17 protein-coding genes are annotated in these 17,561 nt (G+C 64.5%); 7 read left to right on the top strand and 10 right to left on the bottom strand.

Annotation, left to right across the window (positions count from 1 at the left end; translation table 11 throughout):
* Window position 1: 1 nt before the first annotated feature.
* The 3 genes from JQ635_RS21700 to JQ635_RS21710 are packed head-to-tail and all read left to right on the top strand — an operon-like array spanning window position 2 to window position 3,931.
* The gene (locus JQ635_RS21700) at window positions 2–1,111 is read left to right on the top strand and encodes a microcin C ABC transporter permease YejB (protein WP_211411812.1); all 1,110 of its coding nucleotides are present in this window, start codon (window positions 2–4) and stop codon (window positions 1,109–1,111) included.
* Window positions 1,111–2,289 carry an ABC transporter permease gene (locus JQ635_RS21705; protein WP_211411813.1) on the top strand — a complete coding sequence of 393 codons (1,179 nt, stop codon included), beginning with the start codon at window positions 1,111–1,113 and terminating at the stop codon, window positions 2,287–2,289. Before JQ635_RS21700 ends, JQ635_RS21705 begins: the two co-directional genes overlap by 1 nt.
* Window positions 2,290–2,293: 4 nt before the next feature.
* A complete protein-coding gene (locus JQ635_RS21710; protein WP_211411814.1) occupies window positions 2,294–3,931 on the top strand; it encodes an ABC transporter ATP-binding protein in 1,638 nt (545 codons plus the stop codon).
* Window positions 3,932–4,020: 89 nt separating this feature from the next.
* On the opposite strand, the gene JQ635_RS21715 is transcribed toward JQ635_RS21710, so the two are convergent.
* Both JQ635_RS21715 and JQ635_RS21720 read right to left on the bottom strand, forming a co-directional pair.
* Window positions 4,021–4,248: a hypothetical protein gene (locus tag JQ635_RS21715; protein ID WP_211411815.1), complete on the bottom strand. Its 228-nt coding sequence runs from the start codon at window positions 4,246–4,248 to the stop codon at window positions 4,021–4,023.
* Window positions 4,249–4,273: 25 nt separating this feature from the next.
* Window positions 4,274–4,567 carry a hypothetical protein gene (locus JQ635_RS21720; protein WP_211411816.1) on the bottom strand — a complete coding sequence of 98 codons (294 nt, stop codon included), beginning with the start codon at window positions 4,565–4,567 and terminating at the stop codon, window positions 4,274–4,276.
* A 283-nt stretch (window positions 4,568–4,850) separates the two neighbouring features.
* On the opposite strand from JQ635_RS21720, the gene JQ635_RS21725 reads away from it, so the two are divergent.
* Window positions 4,851–5,105 carry a hypothetical protein gene (locus JQ635_RS21725; RefSeq protein ID WP_211411847.1) on the top strand — a complete coding sequence of 85 codons (255 nt, stop codon included), beginning with the start codon at window positions 4,851–4,853 and terminating at the stop codon, window positions 5,103–5,105.
* A gap of 108 nt (window positions 5,106–5,213) precedes the next feature.
* Here the strand turns inward: JQ635_RS21725 and JQ635_RS21730 are convergent, their stop codons facing one another.
* Both JQ635_RS21730 and JQ635_RS21735 read right to left on the bottom strand, forming a co-directional pair.
* Entirely contained in the window at window positions 5,214–6,068 is an 855-nt protein-coding gene (locus JQ635_RS21730) for a C40 family peptidase (protein WP_211411817.1), read from the bottom strand.
* Window positions 6,061–7,434, bottom strand: coding sequence for a leucyl aminopeptidase family protein (locus JQ635_RS21735; RefSeq protein WP_211411818.1), 1,374 nt, complete (start codon window positions 7,432–7,434; stop codon window positions 6,061–6,063). The genes JQ635_RS21730 and JQ635_RS21735 overlap by 8 nt, the downstream gene beginning before the upstream one ends.
* Window positions 7,435–7,630: 196 nt before the next feature.
* On the opposite strand from JQ635_RS21735, the gene JQ635_RS21740 reads away from it, so the two are divergent.
* From JQ635_RS21740 to JQ635_RS21750, 3 genes are all read left to right on the top strand, one after another.
* A complete protein-coding gene (locus tag JQ635_RS21740; RefSeq protein ID WP_183247077.1) occupies window positions 7,631–7,834 on the top strand; it encodes a hypothetical protein in 204 nt (67 codons plus the stop codon).
* Window positions 7,835–8,120: 286 nt separating this feature from the next.
* Window positions 8,121–9,617: a metallophosphoesterase family protein gene (locus JQ635_RS21745; protein WP_211411819.1), complete on the top strand. Its 1,497-nt coding sequence runs from the start codon at window positions 8,121–8,123 to the stop codon at window positions 9,615–9,617.
* An 88-nt stretch (window positions 9,618–9,705) separates the two neighbouring features.
* Complete coding sequence (locus JQ635_RS21750) at window positions 9,706–10,527, top strand: tetratricopeptide repeat protein (protein WP_211411820.1); 822 nt, start codon at window positions 9,706–9,708, stop codon at window positions 10,525–10,527.
* Window positions 10,528–10,591: 64 nt separating this feature from the next.
* Here JQ635_RS21750 and JQ635_RS21755 read toward each other — a convergent pair whose 3' ends face one another.
* The 6 genes from JQ635_RS21755 to JQ635_RS21780 are packed head-to-tail and all read right to left on the bottom strand — an operon-like array spanning window position 10,592 to window position 17,556.
* A complete protein-coding gene (locus JQ635_RS21755; protein ID WP_211411821.1) occupies window positions 10,592–11,566 on the bottom strand; it encodes a type II secretion system F family protein in 975 nt (324 codons plus the stop codon).
* 9 nt (window positions 11,567–11,575) lie between these two features.
* Window positions 11,576–12,553 (bottom strand): type II secretion system F family protein, encoded by a 978-nt coding sequence (locus JQ635_RS21760; protein WP_211411822.1) that lies wholly within the window; start codon window positions 12,551–12,553, stop codon window positions 11,576–11,578.
* A gap of 16 nt (window positions 12,554–12,569) precedes the next feature.
* On the bottom strand, window positions 12,570–14,039 hold the full coding sequence (locus tag JQ635_RS21765) for a CpaF family protein (RefSeq protein WP_211411823.1): 1,470 nt from the start codon (window positions 14,037–14,039) through the stop codon (window positions 12,570–12,572).
* A 21-nt stretch (window positions 14,040–14,060) separates the two neighbouring features.
* Window positions 14,061–15,329, bottom strand: coding sequence for an AAA family ATPase (locus JQ635_RS21770; protein ID WP_211411824.1), 1,269 nt, complete (start codon window positions 15,327–15,329; stop codon window positions 14,061–14,063).
* Complete coding sequence (locus JQ635_RS21775; RefSeq protein WP_211411825.1) at window positions 15,326–16,060, bottom strand: CpaD family pilus assembly protein; 735 nt, start codon at window positions 16,058–16,060, stop codon at window positions 15,326–15,328. Before JQ635_RS21775 ends, JQ635_RS21770 begins: the two co-directional genes overlap by 4 nt.
* A gap of 20 nt (window positions 16,061–16,080) precedes the next feature.
* Window positions 16,081–17,556: a type II and III secretion system protein family protein gene (locus JQ635_RS21780; protein ID WP_211411826.1), complete on the bottom strand. Its 1,476-nt coding sequence runs from the start codon at window positions 17,554–17,556 to the stop codon at window positions 16,081–16,083.
* Between the last annotated feature and the right edge of the window lie 5 nt (window positions 17,557–17,561).

The raw sequence follows: 17,561 nt of genomic DNA on the forward strand, positions 1-17,561 counted from the left end.
CATGAGCGCCTATATCGCCCGCCGTATCCTGCTGATGATCCCGACCCTGCTCGGGATTCTCTTCGTGTCCTTCGTCGTGGTGCAGTTCGCGCCGGGCGGTCCGGTCGAGCGCGTCATCGCGCAGCTCTCGGGCGCCGATACCGGCGGCACCTCGCGCATTTCGGGCGGCGGCGACTTTGCGCAGCGGGCGCCGGGCCAAGTCGGCGCCGGCGGCGATGCCATCAACTCGAAATATCGCGGTGCGCAAGGTCTCGATCCTGATTTCATCAAGAAGCTGGAGGTGCAGTTCGGCTTCGACAAGCCGGCGCCGGAACGCTTCGCGCTGATGGTGTGGAATTTCGCCCGCTTCGATTTCGGCAAGAGCTATTTTCGCGATGTCAGCGTTCTGCAGCTCATCAAGGAGAAGCTGCCGGTCTCGATCTCGCTCGGGATCTGGCTGACGCTTCTGACCTACCTGATCTCGATCCCGCTCGGCATTCGCAAGGCTGTGAACGACGGCGCACGGTTCGACACCTGGACATCGTCCGTGCTCGTGCTCGGCTATGCCATTCCCGGCTTCCTGTTCGCTATCCTGCTGATTATCTTGTTTGCCGGCGGCTCGTTCTTCAACTGGTTCCCGCTGCGCGGACTGACCTCGGACGGCTGGTCGCAATTTCCGTGGTACTGGAAGATCATCGACTATTTCTGGCATCTGACGCTGCCGCTGATCGCCATGGGGTTAGGTGCGTTCACCACCATGACGTTCCTGACCAAGAACTCGTTCCTGGACGAGATTCGCAAGCAATACGTCATGACGGCCCGCGCCAAGGGCTGCAGCGAGAACCGGGTGCTCTACGGCCACGTCTTCCGCAACGCCATGCTGATCGTGATCGCCGGCTTCCCCGGGACCTTCATCCACGCCTTCTTTTCCGGCTCGCTCCTGATCGAGACCATCTTCTCGCTGGACGGGCTCGGGCTGCTCAGCTTCGAGAGTGTGCTCAACCGCGACTATCCCGTGGTGTTCGGCACGCTCTACATCTTCTCGCTGGTCGGACTCGTGATCAATCTGATCTCCGACCTGACCTATATGTGGATCGACCCCCGCATCGATTTCGAGGCACGGGAGGTCTGATGACGATCACCGCGCCGACGCCGATCGAAACCACGGCGAAGTCGCCGCTCGGCGATGCCGTTCCGATCACGCGCAAGCCGTTCGCCCCATCGCCGCTCAACAGGCGGCGGTGGCAGAACTTCAAGGCCAACCGGCGCGGCTACTGGTCGTTCTGGATCTTCATCACCCTGTTCGTGGTCTCGCTGTTCGCCGAGCTGATCGCCAACGATCGGCCCTTCCTGATCAAGTTCGACGGGCGTCTCTACTGGCCGGCTTTCGTCACCTACTCGGAGACCACCTTCGGCGGCGATTTCGAGACGGCGGCCGACTACCGCGATCCCTATCTGCAGAAGCTCATCAAGGACAAGGGCGGCACCATCGTCTGGCCGCTGATCCGTTACTCCTACGACACCCACAATCTCGACCTGCCGACACCGGCGCCGTCGCCGCCGACCTGGATGCTGACCGAGAAGCAGTGCCAGCCGGTGGTGGAGAAGAAGGGGCTGAAGGGCTGCCGCGACCTCGAATACAATTGGCTCGGCACTGACGATCAGGGCCGCGACGTGGTGGCGCGGCTGATCTACGGCTTCCGCATCTCGGTGCTGTTCGGCCTTTGCCTCACCATCGTCTCGTCCGTCATCGGCATCGCAGCGGGCGCGGTGCAAGGCTATTTCGGCGGGCGGGTCGATCTCATCTTCCAGCGCTTCATCGAGATCTGGACGGCGATTCCCTCGCTCTATCTTCTCCTGATCCTGTCGTCGGTGCTCGTGCCCGGCTTCTTCGTGCTGCTCGGCATTCTCCTGCTGTTCTCATGGGTCTCGCTGGTCGGTCTCGTGCGAGCCGAATTCCTGCGCGGACGCAACTTCGAATATATCCAGGCGGCGCGGGCGCTCGGCGTCTCCAACCCGGTCATCATGTTCCGCCACCTGCTGCCGAACGCGATGGTCGCGACCATGACGTTCCTGCCCTTCATCGTGTCGAGCTCGGTGATGACGTTGACGGCGCTCGATTTCCTCGGCTTCGGCCTGCCGCCGGGATCGCCCTCGCTCGGTGAGCTGCTGTCGCAGGCCAAGGCCAATGTGCAGGCGCCGTGGCTCGGCTTCTCCGGCTTCTTCTCGGTCGCGATCATGCTGTCGCTCCTGATCTTCATCGGCGAAGCCGTGCGCGACGCCTTCGATCCGCGCAAGACGTTCAGGTAAGGCCATGGACGCGATCAACCAACCCCTGCTCAGCGTGCGCGACCTTTCGGTGGCCTTCCACCAGGGCGGCGCCACCACGCTTGCGGTCGACAAGGTCTCGTTCCAGATCAAGCGCGGCGAATGCGTCGCGCTGGTCGGTGAGTCCGGCTCCGGCAAGTCGGTCAGTGCGCTTTCGATCCTGAAGCTCCTGCCGTACCCCAACGCCTCCCATCCCTCGGGCAGCATCCGCTTCAAGGGACAGGAGCTGATCGACCAATCCGAGCGGCAGATGCGGGAGATCAGAGGCAGCGACATCTCCATCATCTTCCAGGAGCCGATGACCTCGCTCAACCCGCTGCACACGATCGAGGCGCAGATCGGCGAGATCATCCAGCTGCATAATCCGACCAGCAATGGAGAGGCGCGCAAGCGGACGCTGGAGCTGCTGACACAGGTCGGCATTCCCGAGCCCGAGACGCGACTGAAGAGCTATCCGCACCAGCTCTCCGGCGGCCAGCGACAGCGCGTGATGATCGCGATGGCGCTCGCCAACGAACCGGACCTGTTGATCGCAGACGAGCCGACGACGGCACTCGATGTCACCGTGCAGGCGCAGATCCTGGCGCTGCTCGCCGAGATCCGCTCGCGGCTCGGCATGAGCCTGCTTTTCATCACCCACGACCTCGGCATCGTGCGCCGCATCGCCGACACGGTCTGTGTCATGAAGGGCGGCGTGATCGTCGAGCAGGGGCCGGTCGAGCAGGTCTTCAAGACCCCGAAGCATTCCTATACGCGCGACCTGCTCGCGGCCGAGCCCAAGCCCGATCCGGCGCCGCCGCAGCCGAGCGCGCCGGTGGTGATGTCGGCCGATGACCTGAGAGTGTGGTTTCCGATCAAGCGCGGCCTGATGCGCAAGACGGTCGGTCACATCAAGGCGGTCGACGGCGTCAGCGTCGCCGTGCGCAAGGGCGAGACGCTCGGCGTCGTCGGAGAATCCGGCTCCGGCAAGACCACGCTGGGGCTGGCGCTGCTGCGGCTGATCTCCTCGAATGGGCGCATCGTGTTCCTGGGGAAGGATATCCAGGGCCTGCGCTTCAAGGAGATGCGGCCGTTCCGGCGCGACATGCAGATCGTGTTCCAGGACCCGTTCGGCTCGCTCAGCCCGCGCATGTCGGTCGCCGACATCATCGCCGAAGGCCTCTCCGTGCATCAGCCGAAGCTGTCGGGCGAGGAGCGCGAGGCGCGCGTCGTCAAGGCGCTGGAGGATGTCGGGCTCAATCCGGATACGCGTTTCCGCTATCCGCACGAATTCTCCGGCGGCCAGCGCCAGCGCATCAGCATCGCGCGCGCGGTGGTGCTGGAGCCGGATTTCGTCGTGCTGGACGAGCCGACCAGCGCGCTCGACATGCTGTTCCAGGCGCAGATGGTGGATCTGTTGCGCGAGCTCCAGCGCAAGCGCGAGCTCACCTACATGTTCATCTCGCACGATCTGCGCGTCGTCGCCTCGCTCGCCAGCCATCTCATCGTAATGCGCGGCGGCAAGGTGGTCGAGGAAGGCCAGGCAGCCGAGTTGTTCAAGCACCCGAAGACGGATTACACGCGCGCGCTGTTTGCCGCCGCATTCCGGCTGGAGACGGCGGGCAACGGGGCGGTGGCGACGTAACGTTCGTCATTCCGGGGGGGCGTAGCGCGTCCCCGGGGATGCTTCTGCTTGTAGCGAAAGCGGGATTGCGCCTACCAGATCGAGTTGATCTACGCGGCGCGTTCCTTGTCTCGTTCCTCGACCGTGGTCGCTGTCTCTTCCAGCTTCTTTTCGTAATTTTCCGCGAACTTCTCGATGCTATCGGCCCACATCCTCAGCATCGAGGCCTGAAAGTGGATTATCGGATTCAAGGCATTCATGCCGATTGCTGTCGCTGCGGCTATGCGCCGTTGTGGATCGCGCGCGGGATCGTTTGCGGTAGCGGTCTTGTCTGCCATCGTATTCGCTCCTTCGCTCTGGGTGTTACGGCCTAAGGTCACCTCTCCGGTCGTGAATGCGTGCTTCTAAACGCTCGGCCAAAATCTGGTCTGCCGCGAGCCGCGCGCATTGGTCGTCATGCAGTTCATCCAATTTTTTCAAGTAAGCGACTGCGGCTATTTGCAGGAGATCGAAATCATCTTCGCCGATATCGCGAAGATCGGCGATGTAGCGGTAGAGGGCGGAACGCCTGTTATCATTCTCGCTGATGCCGCTATGGAGCAGCAAATAGTTCCGCCAAGCGAATGCACACGCGCCTTCTCTGGCTTGAGAGCTCATGGGGACCTCCCAAAGCCAGAGAAAGATCGACGGCGCGTTTCGTTCCGCAAGTCTCTCAGTTGTAACGTTGTTCCGTAGCTGCGCAGCGAGGTGCTATCAGCCGGCGGCGGGTTGCCCGTCGAGCGACGGTTTGGCCAATGATCGTCGCGTGTGTTCCCTGAGAGCTTGTTGGGAACATATGAGATTGCCGGTTCTATCTGCGCTGGAGTGTCGCAGTCGGCTCCGCTCAGATTCATCGATATTCATAGTAATATCCGGCCTTGAGCTTATTGCGGAGCCGGTGATGGCTTCAAAGCTGTCTTCGGGTGCTGTCGCCACCTTGCTACTGGTCGGAGCAACAGTGCTCTTGATCGCAAGTCGGCCACCTGCGTGGATATTGCTGCTGCTCGGTTCCTTCGCACTGGCGGCGCTGTATATCGTCGCGAGAACGAGGTCGCGTTACGATCCGCTCGATCCACGCTTCGGCAGCTGCATCCCTCCGATGTCCAAGCCGAAGACCAGCACCGGCAACGTGCCGAAGCCGCATAGCGATGTCTGACATTCATCAGGCGGCGATTGGCTTCGGCCCGAGACGAAAATGCGGCCATATCGATTTCGACATCGCCTTCCGAAAGTAAAGTGGACGCGGCAAATCGTGGTAGACACCCTACAGCCGCTTGATCGCCTCCACCTCACTGCCTGCCGCCTTGATCCGCGCGATCGCCGGCTCGACCGACTCGATCGCGGTCGCCATGTGATACGCATTGGCATGGACCATGGTGTGGCCGTCGCGGACGATCGCGACATGGCCCTTCCAGAAGATCAGGTCGCCGCGCAGCAAGCTGCCCCGCTCGTGCGGCTCCAGCGCGCGGCCGAGGCTCGCTAGCTGCATGTCGCTGTCGCGCGGGCAGCCTATCCCCGCGGCGGTCAGCGACACCTGCACGAGGCCCGAGCAATCGATGCCAAGGCTGCTCTTGCCGCCCCACAGATAGGGCGTGCCGACGAAGCGCTCGGCCACTGCGACGAAATCCGGCTCGCGATGATCGAGCGGGACGAGATGAGCCTTTGGCACGAAGGCCCCATCGCGCGTCACGGCGAAGCTGCCGTCCTCGCGGGCCACGGCAATCCTCGATCCCAGAACGAGCGTGGCGGCCGGCGGCAGCTTGATGGAAGGACCGGGGAACGCGAACGTCCGCAGCGCGCTGACCTTGTGCGTCGGCGCGGCCGCCGGCGTCATCAGCGCCGCGTCGGGCAGCCAGCCGACATAGCCATCGGCATTGAGCTGGCCCCAGGCCCAGCCCTCGCCGTTGCGATCGTAGACCGTGACGCGCTCGCCGCGCAGCGCCTCCGTCATCAGCATCGCGCCTGAGGACGGCTGCTCGCGCACGGGCGCGATCGGCTCGACCACCTCGAACTCGTCACCCTCGACGAAGCGCTGCGCCTCGACCTTGCCTTCGAGATATTTGGCGGCGAGATCGCCGCGCGCCGGTGTCAGCCGTGGATCGCGTCCTGGATCACGCATAGCGCTCACTCAGCAAGGCGTAGATGGCGCGCGCGGCTTGGCATTCGCCGCCTTCGGGCCGCGCCGGCTTCGCCGACGGTGTCCAGCCATAGATGTCGACATGCAGCCAGCTTCCGGCGTGCTCGACGAAACGTTGCAGGAACAGCGCGCAGGTGATCGAGCCGGCGAAGCCACCCGATGGTGCGTTGGTGATGGTGGCCGTCTTGGAATCCAACCACGCATCGTAAGGCGGCCACAGCGGCATGCGCCACAACGGATCGTTCTCCTTCACCGCGCAACGCGCGACCTCAGTGGCCAGCGTCTCATCATTGGTGTAAAAGGGCGGTAAATCCGGCCCCAGCGCGACGCGCGCGGCACCCGTCAGCGTGCCCAGGTCGATCAGCAGATCGGGCTTCTCCTCGTCCGCCAATGCCAATGCATCGGCGAGCACCAGCCGGCCCTCCGCATCCGTGTTGCCGATCTCGACCGTGATGCCCTTGCGCGAGGTAAAGATGTCGAGGGGGCGGAAGGCATTGCCGGCGACTGCGTTCTCCACCGCAGGAATCAGTACGCGCAGCCGCACCTTCAGCTTGGCGTCCATCACCATGCGCGCCAGCGCCAGCACGTTGGCGGCGCCGCCCATATCCTTCTTCATGATCAGCATGCCGCTCGACGGCTTGAGATCGAGCCCGCCGGTGTCGAAGCACACGCCCTTGCCGACCAGCGTCACCTTGGGATGAGCAGGGTCGCCCCAGCCGATATCGATCAGCCGTGGTGCGCGGTCGGAGGCCATGCCGACGGCATGGATCAGCGGGAAATTGGTCTTCAGATCCTCACCGATGGTGCAGTTAAAGCTCGCGCCGAACTCGGCGGCGAGCGCTTGCGCGGCTGCGGCGAGCTGCTCCGGGCCCATGTCGTTGGAGGGCGTGTTGATGAGGTCGCGCGCCAGCATCGCGGCGTCCGCGATGCGGTCGATCTCGGCGGCATCGACGCCGTCGGGCGGCACCAGGCGGACCTCGGGCCTTTCGGCCTTGCGGTAGCGGGAAAAGCGGTAGCACCCCAGCGCAAAAGCGAGCGCCGCCAGCCGCGCATCGTGCGGTGCATTGGCGAAGCGATAGGTCCCCGGCGGCAGCAGGCCGGGCAGGGCGCCCGGCCGGAACAGATCGCGCGATCTAGCTCCTTCATCCTCGAGGCCGAACAGCACTTGCGCGATCGCCCCATCGGGTGCGGGCAGCGCGAGATAGCCGCCCGGCTCGGCGGAATAAGCGCTGGCGGTCGCGAACTGGCGTTGCGCCGGCGGTAGCGTCTCGGCGACCTGATCCCAGCTCGACTTGGTGACGAAGGTGATCGGGATAGCGGTTGAGGACGTCTCGAAGACAGAGGGCATTGGCGGGTCCGGATCGTCGGGTCATGCGAACTCCAGAAGACTTCGCAGAGTTTTGCCGTGGCCGCAATCGGCTTTGCTCTCACCGCTCAGTGAGCCGCTACTCGCAGCAAGTGGGCCATGCTAGGTTCCGGCAATGGCTGCCAGGTGTGCGGAGATCGCCGGCAGCTGGAGGCGAGGCCTGCCGGGAGGAAATGCAATGGAATTTGTGTGGAGCGTGGTCACGTTCATCGGCCAGGCCGTCGAGGCGATCTTTGGCTATGTCGAGCATCATCATTGGATATTTGCCTTCCTTGCTGGCGGCTACGTCTTCTATCTTCACGACCGCTCCGTCCACGCGCGCTTCGATGCGCTCGACAAGCGCGTCGACGAAATCCGCAAGCGCCTTGCCATCGAATATTGATCGGACGAAACGAAACCGCTGTGAGGCAGCTCTCGTATCCACGTTGAGAACTGCCGTTCACGAGAGCGCGGTCGCAGAGCTTTACTAGCGCTGCGGTTGTGGCATTATTGGCGAATATTTTAGATTGTGCCGCGCATTTCTGCACGCATCGAGGGCAGGAATGCGATTGCCAGAGTGATTCTTGCCCGGGCTGAGACCGGCATCAAACTATTCGTCGAAGGCAATTTCTGAAGGCAATTTCTCTCATCGTTTTGGGCGGCGCAGCATTCGCAATGAGCGGCGCAAAATGGATAGATCGTTCGTTATTGCGCAGATCTCCGACCTGCATCTGGACGGGTCAGGCCGGCTGCTTGCGACGATCGAGGCACTCGGCGCTGCTCTGCGCGAGAGCATGGCGGACTTCGCCGGCGTTCCCGATCGCATCTTGCTGATCACGGGCGATCTCGTGGACGACCCGACGCCGCGCGCGCTTGACGAAGCGCTCGCGGTCATCGCGTCCTTCCGGCAGACCGGGCTGTTCACCGACATCCAGGCGGTCGCCGGCAATCACGACGTCAAGCGGGCGAGCCAGCGTGTGGGCCGTCACGACGTCTACGACTACCTGCATCTGCCGCGGACCTCGAAGAGCGTCTACTACCGTCAGGCCGGCCTTGATCTGGTGCTGCTGGATTCCAACCGCGCGAGCCTCACGAAACTTGCAAGCGGTAATATCGACCAGGGCACCTACAGCGCCATGGTTGCCGATTCCGCCCGGCTGAGTGTCGAGCTCGCAGGCAGCCTTGGATCGGCGGGACGCGCCGATTATTTCGAGCCGGCCGAAAACCTGGTGCGGGTGCTGGCGCTGCACCATCATCCGCTGCCGCAGGCGACCGGCGAAGGAAAGCGGTTTCTCGGCGCGCCGGATGAGCCGCTGATGTATCTCGCCGCGCCCGCCACCTTCCTCGAAGCGGCGACCTCGCTCAACATCGATCTGGTTCTGCACGGTCACCGGCATGTCGAGGGACTAACCCGCTATTCGATTCCGGATCCGCGCGCGACGCGGAGCCAGAGCAGTGAAGCGTTCTGGCGCACGATCTACGTGCTGTCCTGTCCATCCTCGACCGGGCAGGGCGGCGACGATGCCGGATTCAACATCATCCATTTTGGTCCGATGTCCGATGCCGGCAATTCCGAATATGGATTTGCGATCGCGCGCCATTCGCGGCCGCGCAATGGTGGCGGTTTCCGCCTGCTCGACTCGAACCTGCCGGATGGCATCATCCGCCTGCCGGCAGGGCGGGATTACTCCCGCGATCCGGCCGTCCAGACGGTGATCGAGATCGCTTCAATGGCGACGCTGAGGCGGGATCAGGTGGCGGCACTGGCGCGCCGGCTGCTGATGCGCCGTGCCTTCTACGCCGACAGCGAGCCGGTTTCGGCGGATGCGCTCCATACCTACCTCATCACCTCTCAGGGCTGGGCCGATCTCGACCGCAAGTTCTCGAGATCGGTGTCCAGTCATGATGCGGCCGCGGTTGCCGCGGTGGCGGTGCTGCTGCGCCGGCTGGTCGAGCAATCCGCCGGCGTGCTTGGCATCGATCCGCTTCAGCTCGACGAGCTTCTTGCGAGGCGTCTGGTCAGCCCCGAGGATCTCCGGCGCGAATGCCAGGGAATGCCGTGCACGGACACCGGCGGCGTCGAGGCGCAGGTGCTGCAATTGCTGCGGGACCTGAACGAGCAAGTGAAGGTGCTCGGCCTCGATCTGGGGCTCGGCGGCGAGGCCCCGCTGCAGACGCCGCCGTGAGGGCCGTCCGGCGTTAACCGGCCATTAGGGTTAACAGTCTATTGCTGGCGCGTTCGGCTCGATCCATCCGCTCGAGAGTCAAAGCGTCATGCGTCTACGGTTCAGTCCCGCCCGGCTTCTCGCGTCTGCCTCGCTCGTCGCGATGGTGGCGATCAGCCTCGGCGGCTGCACGGCAATGTCAAAGCTCTCCGACGTCACCGGCTCGATCGGGTCGACCGGGTCGCGCGCGGAGGCAGCACCCACCGATCCCGCGCGCGCCGTCGAGGTCTATGGCGAGCGCTATCGTGCCAATCCCAAGGACGCCGAGGCTGCGCTCGGCTATGGCCAGGCGCTGCGCGCCAATGGCCAGCGCGCCCAGGCCGCCGCCGTGCTCGAGCAGGCGACCATCGCCAATCCCGGCAACAAGGCGCTGCTCGCCCAATATGGCCGCGCACTCGCCGACAACGGCAATTTCCAGCAGGCCTTCGATGTGCTGTCGAAGGCGCATTCACCCGACAATCCGGACTGGCGCCTGCTCTCGGTGCAGGGCACGGCGCTCGATCAGATGGGCCGTCACGAGGAGGCACGCTCCTATTATGCGAGCGCGCTGAAGATCGCTCCGGGCGATCCCGGCGTGCTCTCCAATCTCGGCCTGTCCTACATGCTGTCGAGGGATCTGCCCAAGGCCGAGGAGGCGCTGCGGCAGGCCTATGCATCGCCGCGCGCCAGTAGCCGGGTGCGGCAGAATCTCGGTCTGGTCGTCGGTCTCCAGGGCCGCTTCGCCGAGGCCGAGACGATCGTGAAGGCAGACCTGCCGCCGGACCAGGCCGCGGCCAATGTCGCCTATCTCAAGGACATGCTGAACCGCAGCGAGGGCCAGCGCGGCGCGCCGAAGCGGACGCCGGTCGCCTCGCTCAGCCAGTCCGACTGATCCGCCACCCGATCGCTTCGTCCTGACTTCACTAAGGCGGACCGCGCGCGGTCCGCCTTTCGTGTCACTGCAGCTCGGAGATCTTGATGCCGGTCGGCCCGAGAATGACGACGAACAGCACGGGCAGGAAGAACAGGATCATCGGCACCGTCAGCTTCGGCGGCAGCGCGGCGGCCTTCTTCTCGGCCTCGTTCATGCGCATGTCGCGGTTTTCCTGCGCCATGACGCGCAGCGAGTGCCCGAGCGGAGTGCCGTAACGTTCCGCCTGCTGAAGCGCCAGACACACCGATTTGACGCCCTCAAGCCCGGTGCGCCGCGCCAGATTCTCGTAGGCCACCTTGCGGTCCTGCAAATAAGACAGCTCGGCGGTGGTCAGCGCGAACTCTTCCGACAGCGCGATCGACTGGCCCACGATCTCGGTCGCGACCTTGCGGAACGCCATTTCGACCGACATGCCGGATTCGATGCAGATCAGCAGCAGGTCGAGCGCGTCGGGAAAGGCGCGCCTGATCGAGAGCTGGCGCTTGGAGATCGCGTTCTTGAGGAACAGCATCGGCGCCTGCAGGCCGGCATAGGCGGCGCCGATGCAGATACCGATCTTGATCGGCAGCGGCCTATCCATGTGCGCGATCAGGAACACGTACAGGATCGAGCCCACGAACAGCACGATCGGAGCGACCATGCGCGCAAACAGGAAGGTGATATAGGGCGCCTGGCCGCGGTAGCCCGCCATGATGAGCTTGTCACGGGCGGCTTCCTGCGCGAGCCATTTGGTGAGATTGAAGTCCTCGACGACCTTGGAGACGATCTGCTTCGGCGTCTGGCGCAGCGAGACCTTTTCATTCTTGTTGAGGCGGTCGCGCTCGCGCTGCCGGATGCGTTCGCGTTCGCTTGCCACCGCCTTCATGCGCTTGGAGAGGCCTTCGCCGGCGAACAGCGGCATCACCAGCGTATAGACGGTAGCGCTGGCGGCGATGGCCGCCAGCAGCATGGTCATGAAGCGGACGTCATGAAGTTTCGAGACGAGAAATTCGACCATACGCCACCGTCAGAAATCGAAGTTGATCATCTTCTTCATCACCATGATGCCGATCGACATCCAGATGACGCAGCCGACCAGCATGAGCTGGCCGGTAGGATGGGTCCACAGCAGCGAGATGTAGTGCGGCGTCGTGAGATAAACGAGGAACATCACGATCGGCGGCAGCGAGCCGATGATGCCGGCCGAGGCCTTGGCTTCCATCGACATCGCCTGGATCTTTTCCTTCATCTTCTTGCGGTCACGCAGCACCTTGGAGAGGTTGCCGAGCGCTTCGGAGAGATTGCCGCCCGACTTCTGCTGGATCGAGATGACGATCCCGAAGAAATTGGCTTCCGGCAGCGGCATCCGGTCGTAGAGGCGCGAGCAGGCTTCGCCGAGCGGCATGCCGATCGCCTGCGTCTCGATGATCGCCAGGAACTCGCTGCGCAGCGGCTCGGGTGCATCCGCAGCGACGACTTTGATCGATTCGAACAGCGGCAGGCCCGCCTTGATGCCGCGGACGATCACGTCGACGGCGTCGGGCAGCGCCTTCAGGAAATTGGCTTCGCGACGCTTCTTCAGGAAGCCGAGTGCCCAGCGCGGCAGGCCGAAGCCGCCGGCAAAGGCAAGACCGGCGGCGCCGAGCAGGCCGCCGCCGACGAACATGGCGGCCGCGAACAGCACGCCCGCCACGACGGCGGACACGATCCAGAATTTCTGCGGTGTCCAGTCCAGCCCTGCCTGTGACAGGCGGACGCTGAGCGGAACGCTCTTCTCCTGCTGACGCCGTGCTTCGAGATCCCTCAGCGAGCTCTCGACCTGCTCGCGGCGCGATCGCTGGCTCTTTTCGGTCTGCTTGGCCGCCGGCGCGTCGGCGCGCGCGATCGAGGCGCGGCGGTTTTCCGCCTGCCGTTCTCCGGACAGCAACGGATAGAGGAAGACCCAGGCGATGCCGCCGACAGCGGCAGTGGCGAGGAAGGCGAGGGCGAGGATTTGCATGTTCATGGCGTCGCTGACCCGCTCATTTCGCCGGCGCTGCTTCCGCAGCGTCGAGCGCGGCGGCAAGGCGTTTCTCGTCGCCGTAATAGCGGGCGCGTTCCCAGAACTTCGGACGGCCGATGCCGGTCGAGCGGTGCCGGCCGATGATCTTGCCGTTGGCGTCCTCGCCGATGAGGTCGTAGACGAAGATGTCCTGGGTGATGATGGTGTCGCCTTCCATGCCCATCACCTCGGTGATGTGGGTGATGCGGCGCGAACCGTCGCGCAGGCGCGCCGCCTGGACGATGACGTCGATCGAGGCGCAGATCATCTCGCGAATTGTTCGCGACGGAAGGGAAAAGCCGCCCATCGTGATCATGGATTCGCAGCGCGAGAGCGCCTCGCGCGGATTGTTGGCGTGCAGCGTGCCCATCGAGCCGTCATGGCCGGTGTTCATGGCCTGCAGCAGGTCGAACGCCTCGGGTCCGCGGACTTCGCCGACGATGATCCGTTCGGGACGCATACGCAGGCAGTTGCGTACCAGCTCGCGCATGGTGACCTGGCCCTCGCCCTCGATGTTGGGCGGGCGGGTCTCGAGCCGCACCACATGGGGCTGCTGGAGCTGGAGCTCGGCGGCGTCCTCGCAGGTGATGACGCGCTCGTCGTGCTCGATGTAGTTGGTGAGGCAATTGAGCAGCGTGGTCTTGCCCGAGCCGGTACCGCCGGAGATCAGCACGTTGCAGCGGACGCGGCCGATGATCTGGAGGATCTCGGCGCCCTCCGGCGAGATCGCGCCGAACTTGACGAGCTGATCCAGCGTCAGCTTGTCCTTCTTGAACTTGCGAATGGTGAGCGCGGGCCCGTCGATCGACAGCGGCGGCACGATGGCATTGACGCGGGAGCCGTCGGCGAGGCGTGCGTCGCAGATCGGCGATGATTCGTCGACGCGCCGGCCGACCTGGCTGACGATGCGCTGGCAGATGTTGAGGAGCTGCTGGTTGTCGCGGAAGCGGATGCCGGTGCGCTGGATCTTGCCGGCGACCTCGATGTAGACGGTGTTCGCGCCGTTGACCATGATGTCCGCGATGTCGTCGCGCGACAGCAGCGGCTCCAGCGGACCGTAACCGAGCACGTCGTTGCAGATGTCGTCGAGCAGCTCCTCCTGCTCGGCGATCGACATCACGATGTTCTTGATCGCGATGATCTCGTTGACGATGTCGCGGATTTCCTCGCGGGCGGATTCCGAATCGAGCTTGGCGAGCTGGGCGAGGTCGATCGCCTCGATCAGCGCGCCGAAGATGGTCGCCTTGACCTCGTAATAATTGTCCGAGCGCCGGTTCTCCATGGGAGGAGGCGGCGGGGCTTTGATCGGGGCGAGCGGCGGCGAGGCGACAGCCGGTGGGGGCGGCGCGCGCGACACCGTCGGCGCCGGAGCCGCGACAGGCTCTGGCGACACGGCGCCGGGCTTGGGGGCCCGAAGGTCGGTGTCTGTTCCGCTACGCTTACCGAACACTTAACGACTCCATGCGGCGGCTTATTTTCCCCGCAACTTCTCAATCAGGGGTGAAAGCAAGGAAGACTTTTGTTTCTTCGTCTCGCTGCGACCGGTCAGGCGCTGGGCGATCTGGAGGAACATCTCGATCGACTTGTGGTTGGCAGAAATCTCCGCGATCATCTGGCCGTTGTTGGCTGCCGAGCCGAAGATCTGTGGCTCGAACGGGATCGAGACGACCGGCTGGCTCTCGATCGCCTTGGCAAACTCGGTGGCGGCGATTTCGGGCCGCTTGGGGACGCCGACCTGGTTCAGGCAGTAGAGCGGCGGCCGGTCGTTCGGGCGCGAGGCCTTTAGCAGATCGAACAGGTTCTTGGTGTTGCGCAGATTGGCGAGGTCCGGCGCCGCCACGATCAGGATGTCGTCCGCGCCGATCAGGGCGCGCTTGGTCCAGCCCGACCATTGGTGCGGGATATCGAGCACGATGCACGGCATGGTGGAGCGCAGCGTATCGAACACGGAATCGAAGGCGTCGGTGCCGAAATCATAGACCCGGTCGAGCGTGGCGGGCGCCGCCAGCAGGCTGAGGTGGTCGGTGCATTTCGACAGCAGACGGTCGATGAAGGCGGTATCGACGCGATCGGGCGAGAACACGGCGTCGGCAATGCCCTGCGGCGGGTCCTGATTGTAGTCGAGCCCGGCGGTGCCGAAGGCGAGGTCGAGATCGGCGACCACCGCGTCCATCGCCAGATCGCGCGCGATCGCCCAGGCGACGTTGTGGGAGATGGTGGATGCGCCGACGCCGCCCTTGGCGCCGACCACAGCGATGATGCGGCCGACCGCCTTGGCTTCCGGTGCGGAGAACAGGTTGCAGATCGAGCGCACGACGTCGATGGGGCCGACCGGCGCGAGCACGTAGTCGCTGACGCCGCGACGCACCAACTCGCGATAGAGCGTGACGTCATTGATGCGGCCGATCACCACCACGCGGGTGCCGGCGTCGCAGACGGTGGCGAGCTGGTCGAGGCCGCCGAGCAGGTCGTTGCGGCCGTCGCTCTCGAGCACGATCACGTTCGGCGTGGGCGCCGAGCGATAGGCTTCGATCGCGGCGGCCATGCCGCCCATCTGGATCTTCAGGTGGGCCTTGCCGAGGCGGCGATCTTCGCCGGCCGACTGCACCGCGGCAGCGGTCTCCACGGTCTCGCAGAAAGCCTGGACCGAAACGCGCGGCGCCGGCGCAATATGCTCATCGACCGGAGGGAGCGATGCTTCCGGCTGCTCTTCTTGGGACTGGCGAGCGTAGCTGATCATTTGCCGGTGTCGCTGAGTTTGGCCTTTTCGGCTTCAGGATAGATGACTGCCGTCGGAGCGCCCTTGCGATACTTCTCGAACGCGGCGGTGCGCCGCGTCGTGTAGGACGGCGTTTCCGAACGCGGCTGCTCGAGGTCTGCCGGGTTGTCGATCATGGCGGCCATGTTGCGCTGATAGGCGCAGCCGTAATTGTAATAGTCCTTGTTCTCGAACCAGCTCTTGTTCTTCATCGAAGGGCCGATGTCCTCCGGCCACAGACCGCAGGGACCAGCGACTGCGGCGATCCTGGAATAGGTCAGCCGGATCGGCGGCAGGAATCGCTTGTCTGTCGGCTGGTAGGGGCGGGTGATGATGCCGCGCGGGGGAATGCCCGCAGCCGACAGCATGGCCTGGATCTCACGCATCGATTCCGCTGCCGGTCGCGCATTCGGCGTGCCGGACGGTACGTCGATATGGATGGCGCCGGTGCCTTCGTGCAGCCAGGCCGATGCAAGGCCCATCACGTCGGCGCGCTGGGCGGCGGTCAATCCGCCGCGGGCGTGGCCGACGAAGACGACGATCGAGCGGTTCTGCTCCTCGACCGCGATCGGGTGACGCTGCTTGTAGTCGTCGGGGATGGAGGCGGTCGCCACCTCGTCGTGCTGGCAGCCGCCGAGCGCAAGCGCGATGCCGACGAGCGCGCCACCGATGCCGATGGCGCGTTTGCGAAGCTGGGGTGGTCTTGTGATCATCTTGAAGTCCCCGTTCCGCCTCAGTCGGTGATGAAGCCGTAGGTGCCACGGTAGTTCCGGGCCGGTTCGGTCCGGCCGGGCACGCCATAGATGCGGTTGATGTTGCCGATCAGCCCGGCCTGCGGGTCGGCAGGCGCGGCGAAGCCGTCATCCGGCCGCGACAGATCCTTCGGTGCTGCTGCGCGAACGACATAGGGCGTCACGATCACGACCAGCTCGGTCGCGTTGTTGACGAAGTCGCGGCTGCGGAACAGCGTGCCGAGGACCGGAAGCTGCATCAGGCCCGGCAGCCCGCTGATCGCCTGCTTGGTCTGCTGCTGGATCAGGCCGGCCATCGCCATGGCGCCGCCGGAGGGAATTTCCAGCGAGGTCTCGGCGCGGCGGGTCCGGATCGAGGGCACAGTCACCGAGTTCACCGACGTCGAGGTCACGGCCTGCGACAGCGTGATCGCATTTTCGTTCGATAGTTCCGAAACTTCGGTCATCACCCGCAGGCTGATCTTGCCTTCGGTCAGAACCACCGGAGTGAAGTTGAGCGAGATGCCGAACTTCTTGAAGCTGATCTGGGTGGTACAGACATGCGTGGTGGGATCGCACGCATAGCCCGCCGGCACCGGGAATTCTCCGCCGGCGATGAAGGTCGCCGACTCCCCGGAGATCGCGGTCAGGTTCGGCTCGGCCAGCGTCCGGATCACACCGGCGGTCTCCATCGCGCGCAGGGTGGCCTGCACCGAGGGCGTCGCGCCGAACTTGGTGGTCAGACTGTTGCCGTCCACGAGATTGTGGCCAAGGGCGGTGAACGGATTGGAATTGGTGAAGCTCACCACCGAGGTGCCGTAGTTCAGGTTCGCGGAGAGGTCGATGCCGAGCTGCTTGACGATGCTGCGCTGGACCTCGGCCACCGTCACCTTCAGCATGACCTGATCGCGGCCGCGGACCACGATCGAGTTCACGACCTTGTCGGCGCCGCCGGCGAGGCGCGCGGCGAGTTCGTTGGCCTGCTGCGCCTCCATCGGACTCGCCACGCTGCCGGTCAGCACGACGCCCTCGCCGAGCCCGTCGATCTGGATGTCGGAATTCGGCAGCACCTGCTTCAATGCGGCGCGCACGCCGTTGAGGTCGCGCTTGACCGCGATGTCGTAGGCCGCAATCTGCTGGCCGGCGGAATCGAAAAACACGATGTTGGTCTGGCCGACCGAGGCGCCGATGATGTAGGCGCGCTGCGCCGAGCGCACCACCGCATTGGCGATCTTGGGGTCGGCGACCAGCACGTCCTTGATGTCGCGCGGCAGGTCGATCACGATCGACTTGCCGACGCCGAGCGAAAGGAAGCGCGCGTTCATCTGGCCGTCGGCGGCGGCCGGCGCCACGGGGCGGTAGTCGGCGGCGACCACGGGGGTCAGCGCCGGGTTGAGTACCAGTGCGAGGGCGGCCGAAAACGACAGGGCGCGGACCAATGAGGTTCGCATCGTCGTCAAATCTGCCCTGCATTTCATATCGA

Origin of the sequence: Bradyrhizobium iriomotense, assembly GCF_018130765.1 — a bacterium.
GTDB lineage: Bacteria > Pseudomonadota > Alphaproteobacteria > Rhizobiales > Xanthobacteraceae > Bradyrhizobium > Bradyrhizobium iriomotense_A.

Bases quoted from the DNA above. Each gene is read 5' to 3' on its own strand.
- JQ635_RS21740 (WP_183247077.1), top strand. From the start codon at position 7,631: ATGGAATTTGTGTGGAGCGTGGTCACGTTCATCGGCCAGGCCGTCGAG.
- JQ635_RS21710 (WP_211411814.1), top strand. From the start codon at position 2,294: ATGGACGCGATCAACCAACCCCTGCTCAGCGTGCGCGACCTTTCGGTG.
- JQ635_RS21750 (WP_211411820.1), top strand. From the start codon at position 9,706: ATGCGTCTACGGTTCAGTCCCGCCCGGCTTCTCGCGTCTGCCTCGCTC.
- JQ635_RS21705 (WP_211411813.1), top strand. From the start codon at position 1,111: ATGACGATCACCGCGCCGACGCCGATCGAAACCACGGCGAAGTCGCCG.
- JQ635_RS21770 (WP_211411824.1), bottom strand. From the start codon at position 15,329: ATGATCAGCTACGCTCGCCAGTCCCAAGAAGAGCAGCCGGAAGCATCG.
- JQ635_RS21700 (WP_211411812.1), top strand. From the start codon at position 2: ATGAGCGCCTATATCGCCCGCCGTATCCTGCTGATGATCCCGACCCTG.
- JQ635_RS21730 (WP_211411817.1), bottom strand. From the start codon at position 6,068: ATGCGTGATCCAGGACGCGATCCACGGCTGACACCGGCGCGCGGCGAT.
- JQ635_RS21735 (WP_211411818.1), bottom strand. From the start codon at position 7,434: ATGCCCTCTGTCTTCGAGACGTCCTCAACCGCTATCCCGATCACCTTC.
- JQ635_RS21725 (WP_211411847.1), top strand. From the start codon at position 4,851: ATGGCTTCAAAGCTGTCTTCGGGTGCTGTCGCCACCTTGCTACTGGTC.
- JQ635_RS21715 (WP_211411815.1), bottom strand. From the start codon at position 4,248: ATGGCAGACAAGACCGCTACCGCAAACGATCCCGCGCGCGATCCACAA.
- JQ635_RS21775 (WP_211411825.1), bottom strand. From the start codon at position 16,060: ATGATCACAAGACCACCCCAGCTTCGCAAACGCGCCATCGGCATCGGT.
- JQ635_RS21760 (WP_211411822.1), bottom strand. From the start codon at position 12,553: ATGAACATGCAAATCCTCGCCCTCGCCTTCCTCGCCACTGCCGCTGTC.
- JQ635_RS21720 (WP_211411816.1), bottom strand. From the start codon at position 4,567: ATGAGCTCTCAAGCCAGAGAAGGCGCGTGTGCATTCGCTTGGCGGAAC.
- JQ635_RS21780 (WP_211411826.1), bottom strand. From the start codon at position 17,556: ATGAAATGCAGGGCAGATTTGACGACGATGCGAACCTCATTGGTCCGC.
- JQ635_RS21755 (WP_211411821.1), bottom strand. From the start codon at position 11,566: ATGGTCGAATTTCTCGTCTCGAAACTTCATGACGTCCGCTTCATGACC.
- JQ635_RS21745 (WP_211411819.1), top strand. From the start codon at position 8,121: ATGGATAGATCGTTCGTTATTGCGCAGATCTCCGACCTGCATCTGGAC.